Origin of the sequence: Leptotrichia wadei (assembly GCF_007990545.2) — a bacterium.
GTDB classification, from domain to species: domain Bacteria; phylum Fusobacteriota; class Fusobacteriia; order Fusobacteriales; family Leptotrichiaceae; genus Leptotrichia; species Leptotrichia wadei.
The window spans coordinates 306,906-323,569 of the sequence record NZ_AP019829.2 but is presented as its reverse complement, the minus strand read 5'-3'; the positions used below and the strand labels follow the sequence as shown (position 1 = coordinate 323,569).

At 28.5% G+C, this 16,664-nt stretch carries 18 protein-coding genes and 8 tRNA genes; 5 read left to right on the top strand and 21 right to left on the bottom strand.

The genetic code is table 11. From position 1 onward, the window contains the following. The 11 genes from FVE73_RS01605 to FVE73_RS01560 all read right to left on the bottom strand — a co-directional run bounded on the left by FVE73_RS01605 (nucleotide 1) and on the right by FVE73_RS01560 (nucleotide 7,021). Nucleotides 1-894 carry a hypothetical protein gene (locus tag FVE73_RS01605; RefSeq protein WP_018499353.1) on the bottom strand — a complete coding sequence of 298 codons (894 nt, stop codon included), beginning with the start codon at nucleotides 892-894 and terminating at the stop codon, nucleotides 1-3. Between the two features lie 36 nt (nucleotides 895-930). After that, nucleotides 931-1,179: a hypothetical protein gene (locus FVE73_RS10795; protein WP_018499352.1), complete on the bottom strand. Its 249-nt coding sequence runs from the start codon at nucleotides 1,177-1,179 to the stop codon at nucleotides 931-933. Beyond that, nucleotides 1,137-1,706, bottom strand: a complete 570-nt coding sequence (locus tag FVE73_RS01600; protein ID WP_018499351.1) for a hypothetical protein — start codon at nucleotides 1,704-1,706, stop codon at nucleotides 1,137-1,139. Before FVE73_RS01600 ends, FVE73_RS10795 begins: the two co-directional genes overlap by 43 nt. A gap of 124 nt (nucleotides 1,707-1,830) precedes the next feature. After that, a complete protein-coding gene (locus FVE73_RS01595) occupies nucleotides 1,831-2,526 on the bottom strand; it encodes a hypothetical protein (protein WP_018499350.1) in 696 nt (231 codons plus the stop codon). Between the two features lie 644 nt (nucleotides 2,527-3,170). Then, on the bottom strand, nucleotides 3,171-3,545 hold the full coding sequence (locus FVE73_RS01590) for a hypothetical protein (protein WP_018499348.1): 375 nt from the start codon (nucleotides 3,543-3,545) through the stop codon (nucleotides 3,171-3,173). 90 nt (nucleotides 3,546-3,635) lie between these two features. Continuing rightward, entirely contained in the window at nucleotides 3,636-5,291 is a 1,656-nt protein-coding gene (locus tag FVE73_RS01585) for an AAA family ATPase (RefSeq protein ID WP_018499347.1), read from the bottom strand. 207 nt (nucleotides 5,292-5,498) lie between these two features. Continuing rightward, on the bottom strand, nucleotides 5,499-5,717 hold the full coding sequence (locus FVE73_RS01580; protein ID WP_018499346.1) for a hypothetical protein: 219 nt from the start codon (nucleotides 5,715-5,717) through the stop codon (nucleotides 5,499-5,501). Nucleotides 5,718-5,728: 11 nt separating this feature from the next. Next, a complete protein-coding gene (locus FVE73_RS01575) occupies nucleotides 5,729-5,944 on the bottom strand; it encodes a hypothetical protein (protein WP_018499345.1) in 216 nt (71 codons plus the stop codon). Nucleotides 5,945-5,967: 23 nt separating this feature from the next. Further along, entirely contained in the window at nucleotides 5,968-6,186 is a 219-nt protein-coding gene (locus FVE73_RS01570) for an N-acetyltransferase (RefSeq protein WP_018499344.1), read from the bottom strand. Next, nucleotides 6,186-6,371, bottom strand: coding sequence for a hypothetical protein (locus FVE73_RS01565; protein ID WP_018499343.1), 186 nt, complete (start codon nucleotides 6,369-6,371; stop codon nucleotides 6,186-6,188). Before FVE73_RS01565 ends, FVE73_RS01570 begins: the two co-directional genes overlap by 1 nt. Nucleotides 6,372-6,490: 119 nt before the next feature. Then, a complete protein-coding gene (locus FVE73_RS01560) occupies nucleotides 6,491-7,021 on the bottom strand; it encodes a hypothetical protein (protein WP_018499342.1) in 531 nt (176 codons plus the stop codon). Between the two features lie 141 nt (nucleotides 7,022-7,162). Here FVE73_RS01560 and FVE73_RS01555 point away from each other — a divergent pair, with 141 nt between their 5' ends. Genes FVE73_RS01555 through FVE73_RS01545 form a run of 3 tightly spaced genes read left to right on the top strand, consistent with a single transcriptional unit; the run spans nucleotide 7,163 to nucleotide 8,972 of the window. Then, nucleotides 7,163-7,525 (top strand): helix-turn-helix domain-containing protein, encoded by a 363-nt coding sequence (locus tag FVE73_RS01555; RefSeq protein WP_018499341.1) that lies wholly within the window; start codon nucleotides 7,163-7,165, stop codon nucleotides 7,523-7,525. Nucleotides 7,526-7,575: 50 nt separating this feature from the next. Further along, nucleotides 7,576-7,950: a hypothetical protein gene (locus FVE73_RS01550; RefSeq protein ID WP_018499340.1), complete on the top strand. Its 375-nt coding sequence runs from the start codon at nucleotides 7,576-7,578 to the stop codon at nucleotides 7,948-7,950. Nucleotides 7,951-7,952: 2 nt separating this feature from the next. Then, nucleotides 7,953-8,972 (top strand): tyrosine-type recombinase/integrase, encoded by a 1,020-nt coding sequence (locus tag FVE73_RS01545; protein ID WP_018499339.1) that lies wholly within the window; start codon nucleotides 7,953-7,955, stop codon nucleotides 8,970-8,972. A gap of 171 nt (nucleotides 8,973-9,143) precedes the next feature. Here FVE73_RS01545 and FVE73_RS01540 read toward each other — a convergent pair. From FVE73_RS01540 to FVE73_RS01500, 9 genes are all read right to left on the bottom strand, one after another. Then, nucleotides 9,144-9,219: transfer RNA gene (locus FVE73_RS01540), tRNA-Phe, on the bottom strand. A gap of 4 nt (nucleotides 9,220-9,223) precedes the next feature. Then, nucleotides 9,224-9,310: transfer RNA gene (locus FVE73_RS01535), tRNA-Ser, on the bottom strand. 80 nt (nucleotides 9,311-9,390) lie between these two features. Further along, nucleotides 9,391-9,465: transfer RNA gene (locus FVE73_RS01530), tRNA-Glu, on the bottom strand. 11 nt (nucleotides 9,466-9,476) lie between these two features. Next, nucleotides 9,477-9,553: transfer RNA gene (locus tag FVE73_RS01525), tRNA-Ile, on the bottom strand. Between the two features lie 3 nt (nucleotides 9,554-9,556). Beyond that, nucleotides 9,557-9,633: transfer RNA gene (locus tag FVE73_RS01520), tRNA-Arg, on the bottom strand. 15 nt (nucleotides 9,634-9,648) lie between these two features. Next, nucleotides 9,649-9,724: transfer RNA gene (locus FVE73_RS01515), tRNA-Lys, on the bottom strand. Nucleotides 9,725-9,730: 6 nt separating this feature from the next. Continuing rightward, a tRNA-Gly gene (locus FVE73_RS01510) sits at nucleotides 9,731-9,806 on the bottom strand. Between the two features lie 16 nt (nucleotides 9,807-9,822). Next, nucleotides 9,823-9,910 (bottom strand) — tRNA-Leu (locus FVE73_RS01505). Nucleotides 9,911-10,221: 311 nt separating this feature from the next. Continuing rightward, complete coding sequence (locus FVE73_RS01500) at nucleotides 10,222-12,702, bottom strand: AMP-binding protein (RefSeq protein WP_018499338.1); 2,481 nt, start codon at nucleotides 12,700-12,702, stop codon at nucleotides 10,222-10,224. Between the two features lie 212 nt (nucleotides 12,703-12,914). On the opposite strand from FVE73_RS01500, the gene FVE73_RS01495 reads away from it, so the two are divergent. After that, on the top strand, nucleotides 12,915-13,211 hold the full coding sequence (locus FVE73_RS01495) for a YciI family protein (RefSeq protein ID WP_018499337.1): 297 nt from the start codon (nucleotides 12,915-12,917) through the stop codon (nucleotides 13,209-13,211). Nucleotides 13,212-13,461: 250 nt separating this feature from the next. Here FVE73_RS01495 and FVE73_RS01490 read toward each other — a convergent pair whose 3' ends face one another. After that, a complete protein-coding gene (locus tag FVE73_RS01490) occupies nucleotides 13,462-14,715 on the bottom strand; it encodes a Glu/Leu/Phe/Val family dehydrogenase (RefSeq protein WP_018499336.1) in 1,254 nt (417 codons plus the stop codon). Nucleotides 14,716-15,213: 498 nt separating this feature from the next. Here FVE73_RS01490 and FVE73_RS01485 point away from each other — a divergent pair, with 498 nt between their 5' ends. Then, entirely contained in the window at nucleotides 15,214-16,554 is a 1,341-nt protein-coding gene (locus tag FVE73_RS01485; protein WP_018499335.1) for a CCA tRNA nucleotidyltransferase, read from the top strand. Nucleotides 16,555-16,664 lie beyond the last annotated feature (110 nt).

Genomic DNA, 16,664 nt, shown 5'->3' with positions numbered 1-16,664 from the left:
TTAATTTAAATTTATATCACTTTCATTGAAAGCTGTCTGTTTTAATTCTAATTCAAAATATCCTTCTCCAGCTCTAGTATTAAATCTTTGATCAAAACCAGAAACATACATTTTAGGAAAATAAAGTTCAAACGTCTTCCCTCCCCCTAAATCTGTCTGCACCATTACATCCCTAGTTGATTTTTCATCTCCGTAAGTCATCGCCCACAATGATAATTCTTTCACATTCTGCTTATTTTGATCATATAAATTACTTTCTCCAAAATTTCCAAGTCCTCCGAACATTCCTTTCAGACTGTTTCCTATGCCATTTGTAAATGAATTTGTCATTGGCAGTGTTGAGCTTACTCCTAAAACTTGAGAAACAAGTTTGCTTTTACTGCTTTCTTTTGCTTTTTTAGCGACTGGTTCAGTAATTCCGCTTGATGATAAAAGGTTGCTGCTTAACGAGGCTTCTGGAAGTTCTTCTCCTGCTTCGTTATCTTTGTCAAATAAGTGTTTTACACTTTTATATTGGTTAAATAATGTTCCCATACCAAGTGTTCCCATTATTCCGCTAACTATCCCTTCGCCTTCATCTTCAGGACTATTGTTTTCCGAAGCTGTGGGAAGTAGTCTTCCTACAATTCTTAATGTCACTTGGCTTTGAGAAGCACTCATCGTTTCACCATATATTGGGTTTGTGCTGTAAGATACTTCCAGTATTTCATCACTTGAAAGAATTACTCCGCCTTGCTGTGTCAGTCCTCCCATTGCATTTGAAATTGGATTTTTATTTTCTCCATTTGATACAAAGTTCATTGCCACACTTGGAACCGAAACATTACCAAGTCCTCCAAATGGATTATTTGATGTATTGTTACTTCCTCCAGCTATACTTACTCTAAATTTCATAATTTTTCCTCCTGTTTATTTCTTTTATTTAAATTTTTATTCTACTATTATTTTTCTAGGTATTATTCGTTTTTTCTCAACTTTTTTTCTTTCTGTTCCTAAATTATCTAATATTGTCAATAAATGTCTGAACATTTGTTCATTTGTATAATTTTCATCTGTCAAATTAAGTTTTGCATTTATATATGAAGTTATAACATCTCGTTCTATAACATCCTGCTGTAGACAGGTTACATAGAAATTTATATCAAAAATATCAAGATTTTCGAAACTTCCTTTCCCCATAGTTTTAATACATGTGGATGAAAAGTTCCCCATTTATGTGCTGAAGAATATTTTGTATTTATAATCTCCATCAAGTTAAAATCTCTTCTCAAATCTCTGAAATTTTGATAATCATTCCTCAATTCAGCCCCTTCTCTTGTGATAAACCTTGTTATCTCAATTTCATCTTCATTAACATTTTCACCAAGCTCCAGCACAAAACGTCCTTCCCTTACATAATATTTTCTTTCTTCTATATTTGACACTAATTTAAGTTTTAATATATATCGTTCCTCTTGTTTTGGCATATCAAATATATAATCTTCCTTCATCCAAAAAAGTTCCCCGTTGCATTTTGCCATTCCTTTTGTAATTGTCACTATTCTCTCGCTGTAATTGGGTATCAAGTCGAACCCTTTTATTATTCCATTACTTTTGTCAGAATACATCAAGCTCAATACTTCAAGCGGGTTATCCCTTAATAAATCTAAATCTTCCTTTTCCAGCACATTTCCTTTTTTAAAAACTGGATATTTATTTATAAACATTCCTTTAAAATAATTCCTTTCGTTTTAAATATTTTTTAATAACTTACCGTTATTGGATCAATGAAAAATGTTATAAAAGGTTTTGCTAATTGTTTCCTTTCTAATTCTTTAAACCATTTTGTTTCTACTGATAGCAAATATGGATCATTCGTATTTTTTTTATCTTCATAAAATAAGTAGCACTGTTATCCCAATTATATTCGTCAAATAAAACTAATAGTATTTGAAACCTTCTTCTCTTCATATCAATAGTATGAACTTTTCCAAATAAATGATTTCCATCCCCAATTGCATAATACAAATCTGTTGCTGCAGCTTTATTTGTTCTATCCTTATCTCTAAAAAAACTTTTAACTTCTCTATAACTATAAAATGAAAGTATTTTCTCTTTTGGAATATTATTATTATTATGAGCCCATCTTACATTATTAATTAAATAGTTTTTTACAATATCTATATGTATATTTAAATCTCCTCTTTTCCAAAAACTATAACCTAAGGACAAATAATCTCTTGGTTCAGGATATATTTTTTTACATATATCGTATAATTTCCCTTTTGGTAATCCTAATAATTGTCCAGCTTTATATTTCTGGTTGGATATACGCAAAGGATATGCCAAATAATATCTTAAACATTTAGCCGCAACAGATACAGGCGATGCTACTTTTAACACTTCATTAACAATTATTTTAATTAAAAAATTTGCATCCTTTTCTTTCAATGAAATATTTAGTTTACTCATTTTTATATCATTATTTTCATCTTTTGTACCTTTTCTCTTTACAAAATTATTTGTTTCTTCTTTCTTATTACTCAAAAAATTATCCTCCTTAAACAATAAATATTTTTAATTTTATATATATATTTAATAAAAGAAATAAATATAAACTATTCTTACTTTTTTTTACTACACAAAATTTTATTATTATAAATAACATTATTAAATCTAACAAGTACTGTGAATATAGCAAATCTATTATATGAATAAAAAATTCCAATAATGAAAGAAAAGATATATCAAATCTATTTTCAAATATTAAAAGAAATAAAAATATTATATAAAAATAGTAATAATAAAAATCTTTTGTTTTTCTTTTAAAAAAATAAATTATCATTGCTATATTTATACCTAAAAATAATAGTTTTGCATAATTATAAAAATAAAACATGTAAGATTTCATATCTATTTCAAAAAAATTAGTTTTCCTATACAAAAAAAATGAGGTTATTATCTGAAATATTAATAATTCTTTATCAATATAAAGTTTTAAATCTGATTTTTTCATAGAATTTATTATTGAAAAAAATATTGTTAATATTATAATAATAAAAATATTTGGTTTTATATTAACAAATATAGAAAAAAATATTAATAGGTTAATAATTTTTATGTATATCAATGTTTTTCCTCCTATAAAAATAAAAGGAGATAGACGGGATTGTCTACCTCCTTGTGTCACATTATGCTTCCTGAGCAGCATATCCACCTTCAATTGCAACTTCCTTAACTTTCTCTTTTTTCTGTTTGATTTTCAACGAGAATGTTCCAGTTCCTGCTTGATCTCCATAAGATTCTTCGTAATCAACAACAAACGCATTTGTCATATCAATTTTTCTTACCATTTGCCCTGCAGATATTACTTCTAATGCCACAGTTCTGTATGCGTCGCTTGATTCAGCAGGTACTAATGACCATTGAGCAACCTTTCTTGTATCATCTTCAGCATCTCCATTTGCAACTGCCAAAATTTTTCCTTTGATTTCAAGAATAATTCCTAAATCAGCTGCTCTTGCATTTGAATCATCAGGTGATTCTGAAAGAAATTTAACATCCAAGATGCTTTCCTTTTCTAATAAAATTTCTTCTCCTTGTCCTTTTACGTTCTAAATTGCAAATTTTTGAAATTTGATTTTAATTTCTAACTTTTATTTACTAACAACCTTCACACTTTTACCATAAAACGCTATCCCAATCTTCAAAATATTCATTATTCCTCTAGCCTTCAACCTTGTATCATACTTTTTCTTATCTATCTGCTTCAAAGCCTCTTCTGCCTTTGCTCTCATTCCTTTTTCAGTCTTTGAAATTTTAAATTCCATAAGATATGCCTTCTCATTGCTTTTTATTGGTATCATCGCCAAATCATATCTTCCATATCCGCTCTCATTATTTGAGATAATTTCATATCTTCCCATAAGAAATCCTACAAGCCCTATCATAAATACCTGATAAATTTTTTCCATTTCACTGTCTAAATCAAAATGGCTTAACATGTTTATCATTATTTCACTCAATGTTTTCTCAAATTTTCTAATATCTCCATTTTCAAGAGCTTTTATTAAAGTCTTTGTCTTTACTTCTGTTCCAAAAAATCTATTCAAAAATAAATCTCCAAAATAACTTCTTATTTCTCTGTTCGGTATTTTTAAATTATAAGTATTTTTGGATTCTGTTCTTTCTGCCTGTTTTTCAGCTTTTGTCAAATACCCGCTGTATAAAAACAACTGCCAAATCTCATCATCATTACTCAAAAGACTTTTTATTGTAGTCCCATCCGAAATATATTTTTCAATGCTTTCTCCGTCAGTAAATTTCTTTAAATCAGCATAAACACTTTCTCCAGCATTCTCAAGCATATTTTCTAAAAGTGTATTTCCAGAAACATTTGCCCAGTATGATTTTATTTCTTTTTCTCTTAAATAATTGACAATAGACCATGGATTGTATATTTGCTCATTTCCAAAAAGATAGCCGTTGTACCAGCTTCTCACTTCTTCAATTTTATATTTCATATTAAAGTAATCAAGCATTTCAATTACTTCGCTTTCCAAAAGCCCAAAGTATTCTGCATAATTTTTGCTAAGTACAGTATTCACATAAAGGTTGTTTAATCCTGAAAAAATTCCTTCCTTTATAATCCTTGTTATTCCCGTAAGAATGCCATATTTCAATGAATCATTTGTCTTTAATGCAGAACTATAAAATACTTGAAAAAATTCTATCGTTTCATTGTAATAACCTTTATCAAAAGCATTTATTATTGGAGAATCATATTCATCTATCAAAACTATTACTTTTTTCCCATAATATTCACAAAGAAAATCAGACAAAAGTTCCAGTGAAGTATTGAGATCAATATCATTTTTTCTATTTTTAATGGAATTATATATCTCTTTATCATCTTCATCCATCTTCTCTGTAATATATTGAAATTCACGATAAAGTTTTGAAATTACTTTTTTTATTTCTAAACGACACATTTCCCAAGTATCCGCTTTCAAATCCTTTAACGAAATAAATATTACAGGATATTTTCCTTGTTCACTCATATATTTACTATCAGATATTTTTAAATTTTCAAAAAGTGTTTTATTCTCATCTTTATTTTTGACATCAAAAAAATATTTAATCATTGACATATTAAGCGTTTTTCCAAATCTTCTTGGTCTTGTAAAAAGTGTTACAGGAGTTCTATTTTCAAGTATTTTTTCTATTAATAATGATTTATCCACATAATAATATCCATCTTTTATTATTCTTTCAAAATTTTCCACCCCTACTGGAACTGCCTTTTTATTCATAAATTTTTTCCTTTCTTAGTAAACAAAAAACGATTAAATCCAAAAAAAAGAAACAATAAAACATACTATAATATACAACAAAAAAAAGAAAAGGGCAACACTTAAAAATTATTTAATCTAAATAAGTTACATTCTAAAATATCATAAATTGCAATATTAATTGCGACATTTCATCTCTTTATAAATTTTTATTTTTACAATATTCAATTATAATTTTTTATCATTAAAATATCTTACAGTAAATTCATATTTAAGAAACTCATCCACTCTTGGATTATCCTTTATACTTCTAAGATATTGATAAAGATGTTCTGTTTCATCCTCATTTAAAAAATCATTGCAACAGTTATGAAGCGAAGATAACTGGTAATCTTTCATTGTTAATACCAAATCTGCAATTGCTCTTGGAAAATTAGCAATATACACTTCCCTTTTGTTTAGATAATTATTATTCTTTTCTTTATTCCAGAATTTCCTAAAACATTTGTCGTGTTATACAGATTTATTGCCTTGTCTTTATCATAAGAAAATAAATAAGTCCTTGGATGCCAGTCAGCAGTATTTCTATTTTCATCAGGAATATTCAATGCTTCCCATCCAGATATATAACTTGTTGAAGAAGTTTTTGGTATTATTCTTTCATATAATTTCATTATTCTCCTATTCTTTATGATAACTATTTTAATTCCATTATCATTACATTATAGCCACTTTCAGAAATAAAATTATCTATTTTAGAAAATCCAAAATTTTGATAAAAATTCAAAATTTTTTCATTATTTTGACATTCAAGCCAAATAAATTTTACTCTAATTTTCTGTCTAATTTCTAACAATAACTCATACGCAATTTTTAAAATTTTATTTCCTGTTAAAGAAAACGTAGTAAATTTCATTATTCTCCTTTCTTTTCAGAAGTTTCTTCAAAAAATTTTTTAATATCATTCCCCTTAATAAATTCATATTCTACATCTATATCTAGCGGTTTATTATTTTTTGCATTTTCAATAGCTTCTAAAAATAATGAAACTTTTTCCTCTGTATCAAATTTTAATTCTGTTGTAAAACTTGAAGTTGCCATTCTTATCACATCTTTTAAATTTCTATTTTTACAATAATATTATATCATATCTAATAGTTTTTTCAATCTGAATTTTTTAAGACTAGATTAATATTCTATTGTCATTGTCCTTACATATTTTATTTCTTGCTGTCCTTTTCTCTCCTCATTTCAGATTCTGCAAAAGTCTCGTTATTACTGTTCTTAGTGTCTTTTGTTTTTGTATTTTCTGAATGTTTTTGCGTGTCTTTATTTCCTTCGTTTGTCTGTTTTTGAAAATCCTTATTTGAGGCATTCTTGCTATTATCACTTCTTATTTTTTCTTCAGCCTCTTTTGTATCAGCTGTTCTATCCGCATTTCCTGATTTATTTTCTTCGGTATCTTTCGTATCATTTTTTTTATTGCCCATAAATTTTTTAATTCCATCACTGGCCATATTTTTTACTTTTCCGCCTGAAGCAATCGGATCAAAGTTCATTGTCATTACTTTTATTGCCTTTCCTGCATTTTCAGCAGCCGAAGCAGTCAGATTTCCAGGATATTTCCCTATTTTAGAGCCTATTTTCGCTCCTGTCTTCATACCTGCTATTGCTCCTGCTCCTCCAGTAGACACTCCGCCAACAACTGCACCAACTGCCGCACCTAGTCCGCCAACTGCCGCACTTCCCAATAAAGATGTAATCCCTCCTACGGCTGAGCCTCCTGCACTAACAACATTTCCAGTAAAATTCCCAAGCTGTGAGCCATTTAATCCCGCCTTGCCCGTATAAAATTAGAGAAGCTATTATAATTTTTTTAGTCGGGAGGACAAATGAAACTACATGAAAAATTAAAATTCGAAAGAGAAAAACAGGGATATACCTTGAATGAACTATCTGAATTAACTGGTTTACATAGAATTACTTTACACGACTATGAAACAGAAAAGATAAAGAATATTCCTTCAGACAAAATACTACTATTATCTAAAATTTATAAAAAAGATCCCAATTATTTTCTTTTAGATAATGATAAAAATATAAAATCTCATAATGAAAATATACATAACATTGAAGATATTAATGCAATAATGCTTGTAAATAAACAATTATTAGAGTCCCTGTCAATAGATAGTGAGGAAATAAAAAAATTTTTAAAAAAATACTATAAATTTATCATAAAAAATATTGAATAACTTTAAGAAATTCTACTCTGTATAAATATATTATACAAGGAGGATTTCTTATGGAAAGAAATTTTAAAAAAGTAACTGAAAACACTGGCAGAAAAGAGGTGTTTAAAGTTATGCATGATAAAGTTGAAATTATAAATGATTTCAATACAAATGAAAAAAGAGAAGCTAGAATTATTTTTCACAATCAAAAAATTTATGTTATTCTGTATCAAAATTTAAATTTTGAAGAATTGAAATGGCTCAATTTTTATATTCTAATTTATGGTAATCAAAGTTACGGAAAAAATACTTTCTTTGAATTTAAATTAAACAAAAATAATTTAATTTATCATCTTCAAGTGTGGAACATCATTGAAAATAAAAAATTTAAATCTGAAAGTATTTCTTTATTATTAAAAACACTTTCAAGCAAGGCAGGTGTTTAACAATGAGAAATCCTAACGGAACAGGAAGTATTTTTAAGAAGAAAGGGAAATCAAGAAAGCCATATATTGTACGAGCAGCTGCTTATTTAACAGAAGAAGGGAAATATAAAAGACCTATTATAGGAAGTGCTGAAACCTTAAAAGAAGCCAAAAAAATACTTTTTGAATTTAATTCAAGAAATTTAAATGTTGATTATGCCGATTTAAAATTAATTGATTTATTTAATCGCTGGACTGAATCAAATCACGTTAAAAATATAAAAACAGAAGAAACATTTTACAGATATTCTACTGATTTCAAAAGTATATTTGAAGATATACTAGAATATAAATTTATATTTCTTGATTATAAAGATTATCAGACAAGACTTGATAAGTATGCTAAAAATAAAGGAAAAGCAGCTCTTACAGTTTTAAAATCAATATATGTAGATGCAATAAAGAATAAAATTGTATCAGAAAATATCCCACTATATTTAGAATCTTCATCACAAATTACCAAAACTGTTGAAAGAGTAGTGTTTGAAGATAATTTTGTAAGACTTTTATGGAAAAGATATGAAAATACTAAAGATAGGTATAGTGCTATGATTTTGATGTTATTCTATTCTGGAATGAGAAGTGCAGATCTACTTAGAATAGAAAATAAAAATATTAACTTAAAAGAGCGATACTTTGTAACAGGATCAAAAACCGAAGCCGGAATGAATAGGCAAATTCCTATTCATCATTTAATTTTTCCTATTATAAAAAAATTTATGAATGATGACAAGTATTTGTTTAAAGAACAATATGATTCTTTAAAGTATCAATTTGATAAAATTCTTTCAGAATACAATACTTCGGGTAATTTACATTCAATTAGGCATACATTCATAACTAAAATGCGACGTTTAAAAAATGAATCAGCTTCAAAAATAAAAAAAATTGTTGGACATAAGGAAAAAGACATTACAGATGGTGTATACACTCATTGGACTATCAAAGAATTAAGAGATGTTATAAATAAATTAGTCTATTAAAATAGTTGCCAATAAGTTGCCAGTAAGTTGCCAATAAATTTTTAATGTGTTGAAATAAATAGAAACAGATTAAGACAGGATAAAACTGCAAAGTACTATAAATAAAAGAAAAAAGTGCAATTCAGCATAAACACTGATTTGCACTATATATCACATTTTTAGCTATTCTAATGGTGCCCAGACGCGGAATCGAACCACGGACACAGGGATTTTCAGTCCCTTGCTCTACCGACTGAGCTATCTGGGCATAATGGCGGGTGAACTGGGATTCGAACCCAGACATCTTGCGATTTCGCCGGTTTTCAAGACCGGTCCCTTAGCCGTTCGGACATCCACCCACAACTCTATTAAAATATTAATATTATAAACTTTTTAAAAAAAATACCACAATTTTAAATTATGGTTCTAAAAGAATAAATGGTACGGCCTAGGGGGATCGAACCCCTGTTGCCAGGATGAAAACCTGGAGTCCTAACCACTAGACGAAGGCCGCATAAATTCAAATGGTGGATCCAGCTGGACTTGAACCAGCGACCGCTCGGTTATGAGCCGAGTGCTCTAACCAGCTGAGCTATGGATCCATATGGCGTGCCTGAAGAGATTCGAACTCCTGGCCCACGGCTTAGAAGGCCGTTGCTCTATCCAACTGAGCTACAGGCACATATGGTTATTTAAATGGTGAGCCATACTGGGATCGAACCAGTGACACCTTGATTAAAAGTCAAGTGCTCTACCGACTGAGCTAATGGCTCATATTTTGGAGCGGGAGACGAGGGTCGAACTCGCGACATTCAGCTTGGAAGGCTGACGCTCTACCAACTGAGCTACTCCCGCATAATATATTTTTTCGTGGTGCCTCGGGCCGGACTTGAACCGGCACGGGATAAATTCCCACAGGATTTTAAGTCCTGTGCGTCTACCGATTTCGCCACCAAGGCATTGGCAACTTTATTATTTTTATTTATAACTACTCAATTAGTATATCATATTCAAATTATATTGTCAACACTTTTTTCTATTTTTTTACATTTTCTTCAAAAAATATATTTTTATTAAATAATATTATATTTTAATGCTTAATAATAAAGGACTGTCTTATAAAGTAATTTTTTAAAACAGTCTTTTTTTAATTTTATAAAAAAGTTTAGTCCTAAAAAAAACCATCTCATAATTATGAGACGGCTCTTTGATAATAATATTAAATTTCTATTTTAAAAAAAAATTTATTCAAATAATTTATTTCTATCTTTTATTTTTCAACATATTCTTTTATAATTTTCTCTGCCTTTTGAGTTATTTCATCGTAAGCTCCTTCTGGTGTAAATTTTTCCAATACTGCTACTTCTATTTTTTTCGGTTTTGGAAACTTCATATATCTTGAATATGCTTTAAATGCCCCTTTTATACCAATACATTGAATATCCACATTTAATTCCTTTGCTATAATGGCGAATACTTTCTTAAAATGAGCAACTTTTCCATCTTTTGTTCTTGCACCTTCTGGAAAAATTACAATACTTTTCCCGCTTTTTAAATATCCTACAATTTCTTCTACACTTTTTCTAATATTTTTATTAATATCAATTAACACGACATTTCCGTTTGAGACAAGTAATTTCATCACACCTTTTTTAAAATACCAGTCAATTGCTAAAAATAATGTATTAAAAACAATTTTTCTAGGAAATAATGAACCTAAAATTAAAGGGTCTACAAAACTTTGATGATTTGATACAAAAATTTGTGGCTCATTAGTTAATTTTTTCTTATCAATTTTTCTTACTCTGAAATATAAGTCAACAATTGGCTGAAATACTTTTAGTAATCTTGTTACCCATCGTTTTTTATTATCTTGTATCGGTTTTGTCTCACTAATAATTTTTTTCCAGTCTACATCGTTATCTTCAAATTTTGTGGCTTTTTGGTCAATATATTCAGATAATAATTTTAAATTTGGCATTTCAGCAAATTTTTCTTCATCTAGCTGAATTCCAAAACTATTTTCAATAAATGCAAAAAATTCTACAATATCAAGTGAATCCATTCCAATTTCAAGTTCCAGATTTTCTTCTGGCTGTGGCTCAATTCCTTTATTTTTCTTGACATATTCCTTTAATATTTTGTATGCTTCATCTGTTGGCTCAGGTGTTTTTTCTTTTTTTGTAATTTCATTTTTTTCATATAAATCAGGCAACATAAATCTACGTATTTTCCCAACCCGAGTTTTTGGCAATTCTTCTTCAAATAACTTATAATCGAGAACCTTTTCATAATTATGTGCCTTCAAATTATAATCTTCTACAATATTTCTAATATAAGCCTTTGTATTTGTAATTCCACGTTTTCTAAATTCTAGCAATTCTGGAACAATTATTGCAGTCAGTTTATTCTGATAATTAAAAATCCCAATTTCCTTAATTAAGCCATTACTTTTTGCAATTACTCTATTTTCAAGCGTTTCTGGATCAATATTCTTACCATTTGACAAGACAATCATCGTATTTTTTCTTCCACGAATTGTAACAAATCCCTCTTCATCAATTGTCACTAAATCTCCTGTTTTGAACCATCCATCTTCAGTAATTACTTCTGCTGTCTTTTCAGGCTTATTGTAATATCCCTTCATAACAATTGGTCCCTTAACCCACAATTCTTCATCTACAATTTTTATATCCACATTATACAGCTTTTTCCCAACAGTTCCAATTTTTCGCTCTTTTTTTGAATTTACAGCAATAACTGGCGAAGTTTCAGTAAGTCCATAACCTTCCAAAGCATAAAATCCCAATGTTTCATAAAATTTTGAAATTTCAGGGTCCATCTTTGCTCCACCAACGACGATAAAATCAAGGTGACCTCCAAACTTTTTATGAACTTTCGCAAAAACTTTTCTTTTTATTTTCAATGATTTTACACTACTCATCATTTTATAAATAAATCTTGTAATAAATTTTGCATCGATTTGCTGCTTTATCCCATCATAAAATAACTTAAATACTCTAGGTACTCCAATTATAGCAGTTACTCTATTTTTTTCAAGTGCCTCAAATATTTCCTTACTTGCAATTTTTTTTACAAATACGATTGATGTCTGATATTTCATCATCAAAAGCACGCTCGCAGTTAAAGGCAAAACATGATGAAATGGCAATATTGCTAAAATCTGATCTCTATAATCAAATATTCCCTTTTCATAAATTCCTTCCATTTCAGTATTTAAATTATTAAACGACAGCATTACTCCTTTTGGATTCCCTGTTGTTCCCGAAGTATAAAGCATAGCGGCTGTTTCATCTCCAGTCGGATTATCCAGCTCAAATTGCATATTTTTTATAACATCCATTTTTTCCTGTTCAATAGTAATTTTATCCACATTTACTAATTTTATGCTACCTTTTAAGCTATATTTTTCAACTGCTTCCAAAACATTTTTTTCTGTTTCATCTGAACAAAAAATTACATTTGGATGTGAATCTTCCAGCACGTATAAAATTTCATTTGGATTACTGTTGGAATCAATAGCAATTCCAGCAGATCTTTTATCCCATACGGAAAAAAAACTGTAAATCCATTCTGGACGATTTTCCATAACAATCAGCCCAAATTTTTCACTTCCTAAATCAACTATATATTCAGAAAAATATTTTATATTATTTATCAAGTCAATATAATTAATATGTTTATTCTCAAAATCAACTAACGCCAATCTTTCTGTTCTTTCTAAAAACATAATTTTCCTCCTTTTTTACATTTCAATTAAGTATATCATAATCACAGATAAAATTCAATTTTAGATTATTTTGTATATAAAAATATTTGTTTACAAAATTAATTATACTAAATAAATTTATTATAGTTTTACTAACAAATAAAATATTTTTATTGATTATTCTAAAATATATTGTAAAATATAAAAGATAATTTAGAAAGGAAAATAGAATTATGAAACAAATTTTTATCGTAGCTACAACTTATACAAAGCCATTGAAAGAAGTGGGAAAATTTAGACAAGATCACTTTGCATTTATCCAAAAAAATATTGATGCTGGAAAATTTATTGCAGGAGGACGTCAAAATCCGTCAACAGGAGGACTTATCTTGGCATATAACGTAACAAGGGAAGAGCTTGAAGAAATATTAAAGGAAGACCCTTATTATAAAAATAATCTAATTGAAACTGTGGTAACTGAATTTACACCTGCACTACTTGATAAAGAATTTGAAAAGTATTCTAAATAAATAATAAAAAGTATTTTTAGAATTACGTATTTATCTAGAATTATCTAACTTAATCCAGCGAATTAATATAAATAAACAGATTCTAAGTGAAATAATTATTAATTTAGATAGTTCAGGAATAGAATTTAAATTATTCTAAGTATATTAATTCAATAAATAAAAAAGAACCTGCTCTATAATTAACAAAAATAGAAACAGGTTCTTTATTTTCATATTTAACTTACTATTAAACTATCAAAAACTTAAAAAATTAATACCATCCTCTTAATTTCATTGCTTTTGAAATTCTTTCAATACTCTTCATATAAGCGGCATTTCTTAAATCTACTTTGTATTCATCTGCTAAAGCCCATACATCTTCAAATGCTCCTGATAACAATGCATCTTCTTTTTGTTGAACTTCATCAAATGGCCAATAGTAGCTTTGCAAGTTTTGTACCCATTCAAAGTATGAAACTACAACTCCACCTGAATTTGCTAAAATATCTGGAACAACTACGATTCCTTTTTTGAATAAAATTTCATCAGCTTCAGGAGTTGTTGGTCCGTTTGCTCCTTCTGCAACTACTTTTGCTTTAACTCTGTCAGCATTTTCAGAAGTAATTTGATTTTCTAGTGCACAAGGTGCTAAAACATCAACTTCTAATTCTAATAATTCAGCATTTGTAATATCTTTTCCGTATCCTTTGTTTTCTGTAATACGTCCATTTTCTTCAAAATCTTTGATTACAGCTTCCATATCAATTCCATTTTCATTATAAATTGCAACATGTGAATTTGAAAAAGCTACAATTTTTGCACCATCTTTGTATGCATAATAAGCTGTATAGAATCCAACATTTCCAAATCCTTGAACTGCATAAGTTGCTCCTTTTACATCAATGTTTAATTTTGCTAGAGCTTTTTTAGCTGTCAAATTAACTCCATAACCAGTTGCTTCTGTTCTTGCAAGTGATCCTCCAAATTCTAAAGGTTTACCTGTAAATACACCTTTTGTCGATTTTCCTGCAACTTCTTCATAAGCATCAACCATCCAAGACATAATTTGTCCATTTGTATTAACATCTGGAGCTGGTATGTCAACTTTTTCTCCGATAATTGGAGAAATTGCTTTTGCAAATCCTTTAGAAATTCTTTCTAATTCATCTTTAGAATATTCTTTAGGGTCAATTGCCATTCCACCTTTTCCACCACCATAAGGGATTCCTGCTACTGAACATTTAAATGTCATCCAAGTTGATAACGCTTTTACTTCATCTCTTGTTACACCTGGATGGAATCTAAGTCCACCCTTAAAAGGTCCTACCGCATTGTTATGTTGCGATCTATATCCTATAAATGTCTTAACTGTTCCATTGTCTAATTTTACTGGGAACGACACTTCCAACACTCTCATAGGATTTTTCAAAATTTCATAAACAGCTGGATCTGCATTCAACTTATCACAAGCTGATTTAATTTGCTTTTGTGCAATTTCAAATGGATTCAATGTTTCTTTTGCCATCTTTTCTACCTCTCTTTTTTCTAGTCTGTTTGATTTTCAACTTTCCCGCCGAAGATCTTCTCTACTTGTATATAATACTACAATTCCACATAAATTTGCAAGTATTTTTTCACTTGCATTTTTTATTTTTCATATGTAAAAAATACCATAAATTCAATTTTTATCGCATATTCTTATCAATCCAAATCCTCTAAAAAAAATTTATTTTTTTCTGCTTTTTTTCTGAAAGTTCATCCACTCGAATGCATTTTCAAATATCTCAAAACTAATAAATTTCTTATCAGTCTTATTATCAAACAAATTATCTATTATCGTATTTTATTAGATTTTTTCGATAAATTGATATTTAATTTTCAATTTTCTCTGTCATTGTAATAAAAAAATTCTTCAATTTCATCTTTTATTTGCAAATAAACAATTTTATCATTGGAAAATTCTATGATTTTTTTCACAAAAAATAGTATAATATAAAAAAGTTTTTAAAAATTGAGGTGAAAAATGAAATTAGAAAATTATATTTTTGATGAGAAAGCAACAAAAATTTTACGAAAATTAAATTTGAATGGAAATAAAGGATATTTTGTTGGAGGCTGTTTACGAGATGTTCTTTTAGGTAAAACTCCGAAAGATATTGACATCGCAACAAATATGGAATATGATGATATAAAAAAAATATTTTCTGATTATCCGACAAAGGAAGTTGGAAAAGCTTTTGGAATTTTGATAATTCATTATGAAGATGAAAATTTTGAGATTGCAAAATTTAGAACAGATATTGGGAGCGATGGAAGAAGACCTGATTCTGTTGAGTTTGTGAACGATATTGAAGATGATTTATTGCGAAGGGATTTTACATTTAATGCGATGGCATTTAATGAAAAGGACGGACTTATTGATATTTTTAACGGACAAGAAGATATTAAAAATAAGATTATTCGATTTGTTGGAAAACCGAAAAAGCGGTTGCAAGAAGATGGACTTCGATTAATGAGAGCTTTTAGATTTATGAGTCAGTTGGGATTTGATTTCGAAAAAAATACAGAAATTGCGATAAAAGAAAATATTCATGTGTTAGAAAAAATTTCTCAAGAACGAATTACAAATGAATTAAATAAATTAATTGTTGGAAAATATGCTGTTAAAAGTTTTGAAAAAATGAAAGAATTAAAAGTTCTTGATTATGTTTTACCTGAGTTAAAAGTGATTTATGATTTTGATCAGAATAATCCATATCACAAATTTACACTTTGGGAACATAGCATGAATGTACTTGATGGCGTGAGTCCTGAATTAACAACACGTTGGAGTGCACTTCTTCACGACATTGGAAAACCTGAAGCAAAAACTGTTGATGAAAAAACTGGATATTTTCATTTTTACAAGCATGAAATTATTGGAGCTTCCATTGCAAAACGAATTATGTCTAGACTTGGTCAATCAAACAACATAAGAGATGATGTTTACACAATTGTAAAAAATCATATGAAATTACATAATAGCCAAAGCGAAAAAACGATAAAAACATTGATTAGCAACTATGGTGAATTAAATACTAAACGATTAATTGATTTAGCAATTTCTGATGATGGTGGAAAAGATCACGAAAATGACAGAAATGATAATTTGTGGAAAACTTTTTATCATATTGTGGAAAACATGAAAGTTCCTACGATAAATTCTTTAAATATCAACGGTTACGACTTAATGGAACTTGGAATTTATAATAAAGAAATTCAGAAAGTAAAAAAATATTTATTGAATGAACTTTTAGAAGGGAATATCGAAAATTTTAAAGAAGAATTGATTGAAAAAGTTAAGGAATATATTCTTAAAAATTAATTTTTTAGAAGAATATAGAGGGATTTCTTTATCATTCTCGAAAGTGTAAAAATTTTTGCGCAAATAAAATAGAAAAGTACTGAATTTACTAGATTCATCTATCCATTTAC

Bases quoted from the DNA above. Each gene is read 5' to 3' on its own strand.
- FVE73_RS01605 (WP_018499353.1), bottom strand. From the start codon at position 894: ATGAAATTTAGAGTAAGTATAGCTGGAGGAAGTAACAATACATCAAAT.
- FVE73_RS10795 (WP_018499352.1), bottom strand. From the start codon at position 1,179: ATGGGGAAAGGAAGTTTCGAAAATCTTGATATTTTTGATATAAATTTC.
- FVE73_RS01600 (WP_018499351.1), bottom strand. From the start codon at position 1,706: ATGTTTATAAATAAATATCCAGTTTTTAAAAAAGGAAATGTGCTGGAA.
- FVE73_RS01585 (WP_018499347.1), bottom strand. From the start codon at position 5,291: ATGAATAAAAAGGCAGTTCCAGTAGGGGTGGAAAATTTTGAAAGAATA.
- FVE73_RS01575 (WP_018499345.1), bottom strand. From the start codon at position 5,944: ATGAAATTATATGAAAGAATAATACCAAAAACTTCTTCAACAAGTTAT.
- FVE73_RS01570 (WP_018499344.1), bottom strand. From the start codon at position 6,186: ATGAAATTTACTACGTTTTCTTTAACAGGAAATAAAATTTTAAAAATT.
- FVE73_RS01565 (WP_018499343.1), bottom strand. From the start codon at position 6,371: ATGGCAACTTCAAGTTTTACAACAGAATTAAAATTTGATACAGAGGAA.
- FVE73_RS01555 (WP_018499341.1), top strand. From the start codon at position 7,163: ATGAAACTACATGAAAAATTAAAATTCGAAAGAGAAAAACAGGGATAT.
- FVE73_RS01550 (WP_018499340.1), top strand. From the start codon at position 7,576: ATGGAAAGAAATTTTAAAAAAGTAACTGAAAACACTGGCAGAAAAGAG.
- FVE73_RS01545 (WP_018499339.1), top strand. From the start codon at position 7,953: ATGAGAAATCCTAACGGAACAGGAAGTATTTTTAAGAAGAAAGGGAAA.
- FVE73_RS01500 (WP_018499338.1), bottom strand. From the start codon at position 12,702: ATGTTTTTAGAAAGAACAGAAAGATTGGCGTTAGTTGATTTTGAGAAT.
- FVE73_RS01495 (WP_018499337.1), top strand. From the start codon at position 12,915: ATGAAACAAATTTTTATCGTAGCTACAACTTATACAAAGCCATTGAAA.
- FVE73_RS01490 (WP_018499336.1), bottom strand. From the start codon at position 14,715: ATGGCAAAAGAAACATTGAATCCATTTGAAATTGCACAAAAGCAAATT.
- FVE73_RS01485 (WP_018499335.1), top strand. From the start codon at position 15,214: ATGAAATTAGAAAATTATATTTTTGATGAGAAAGCAACAAAAATTTTA.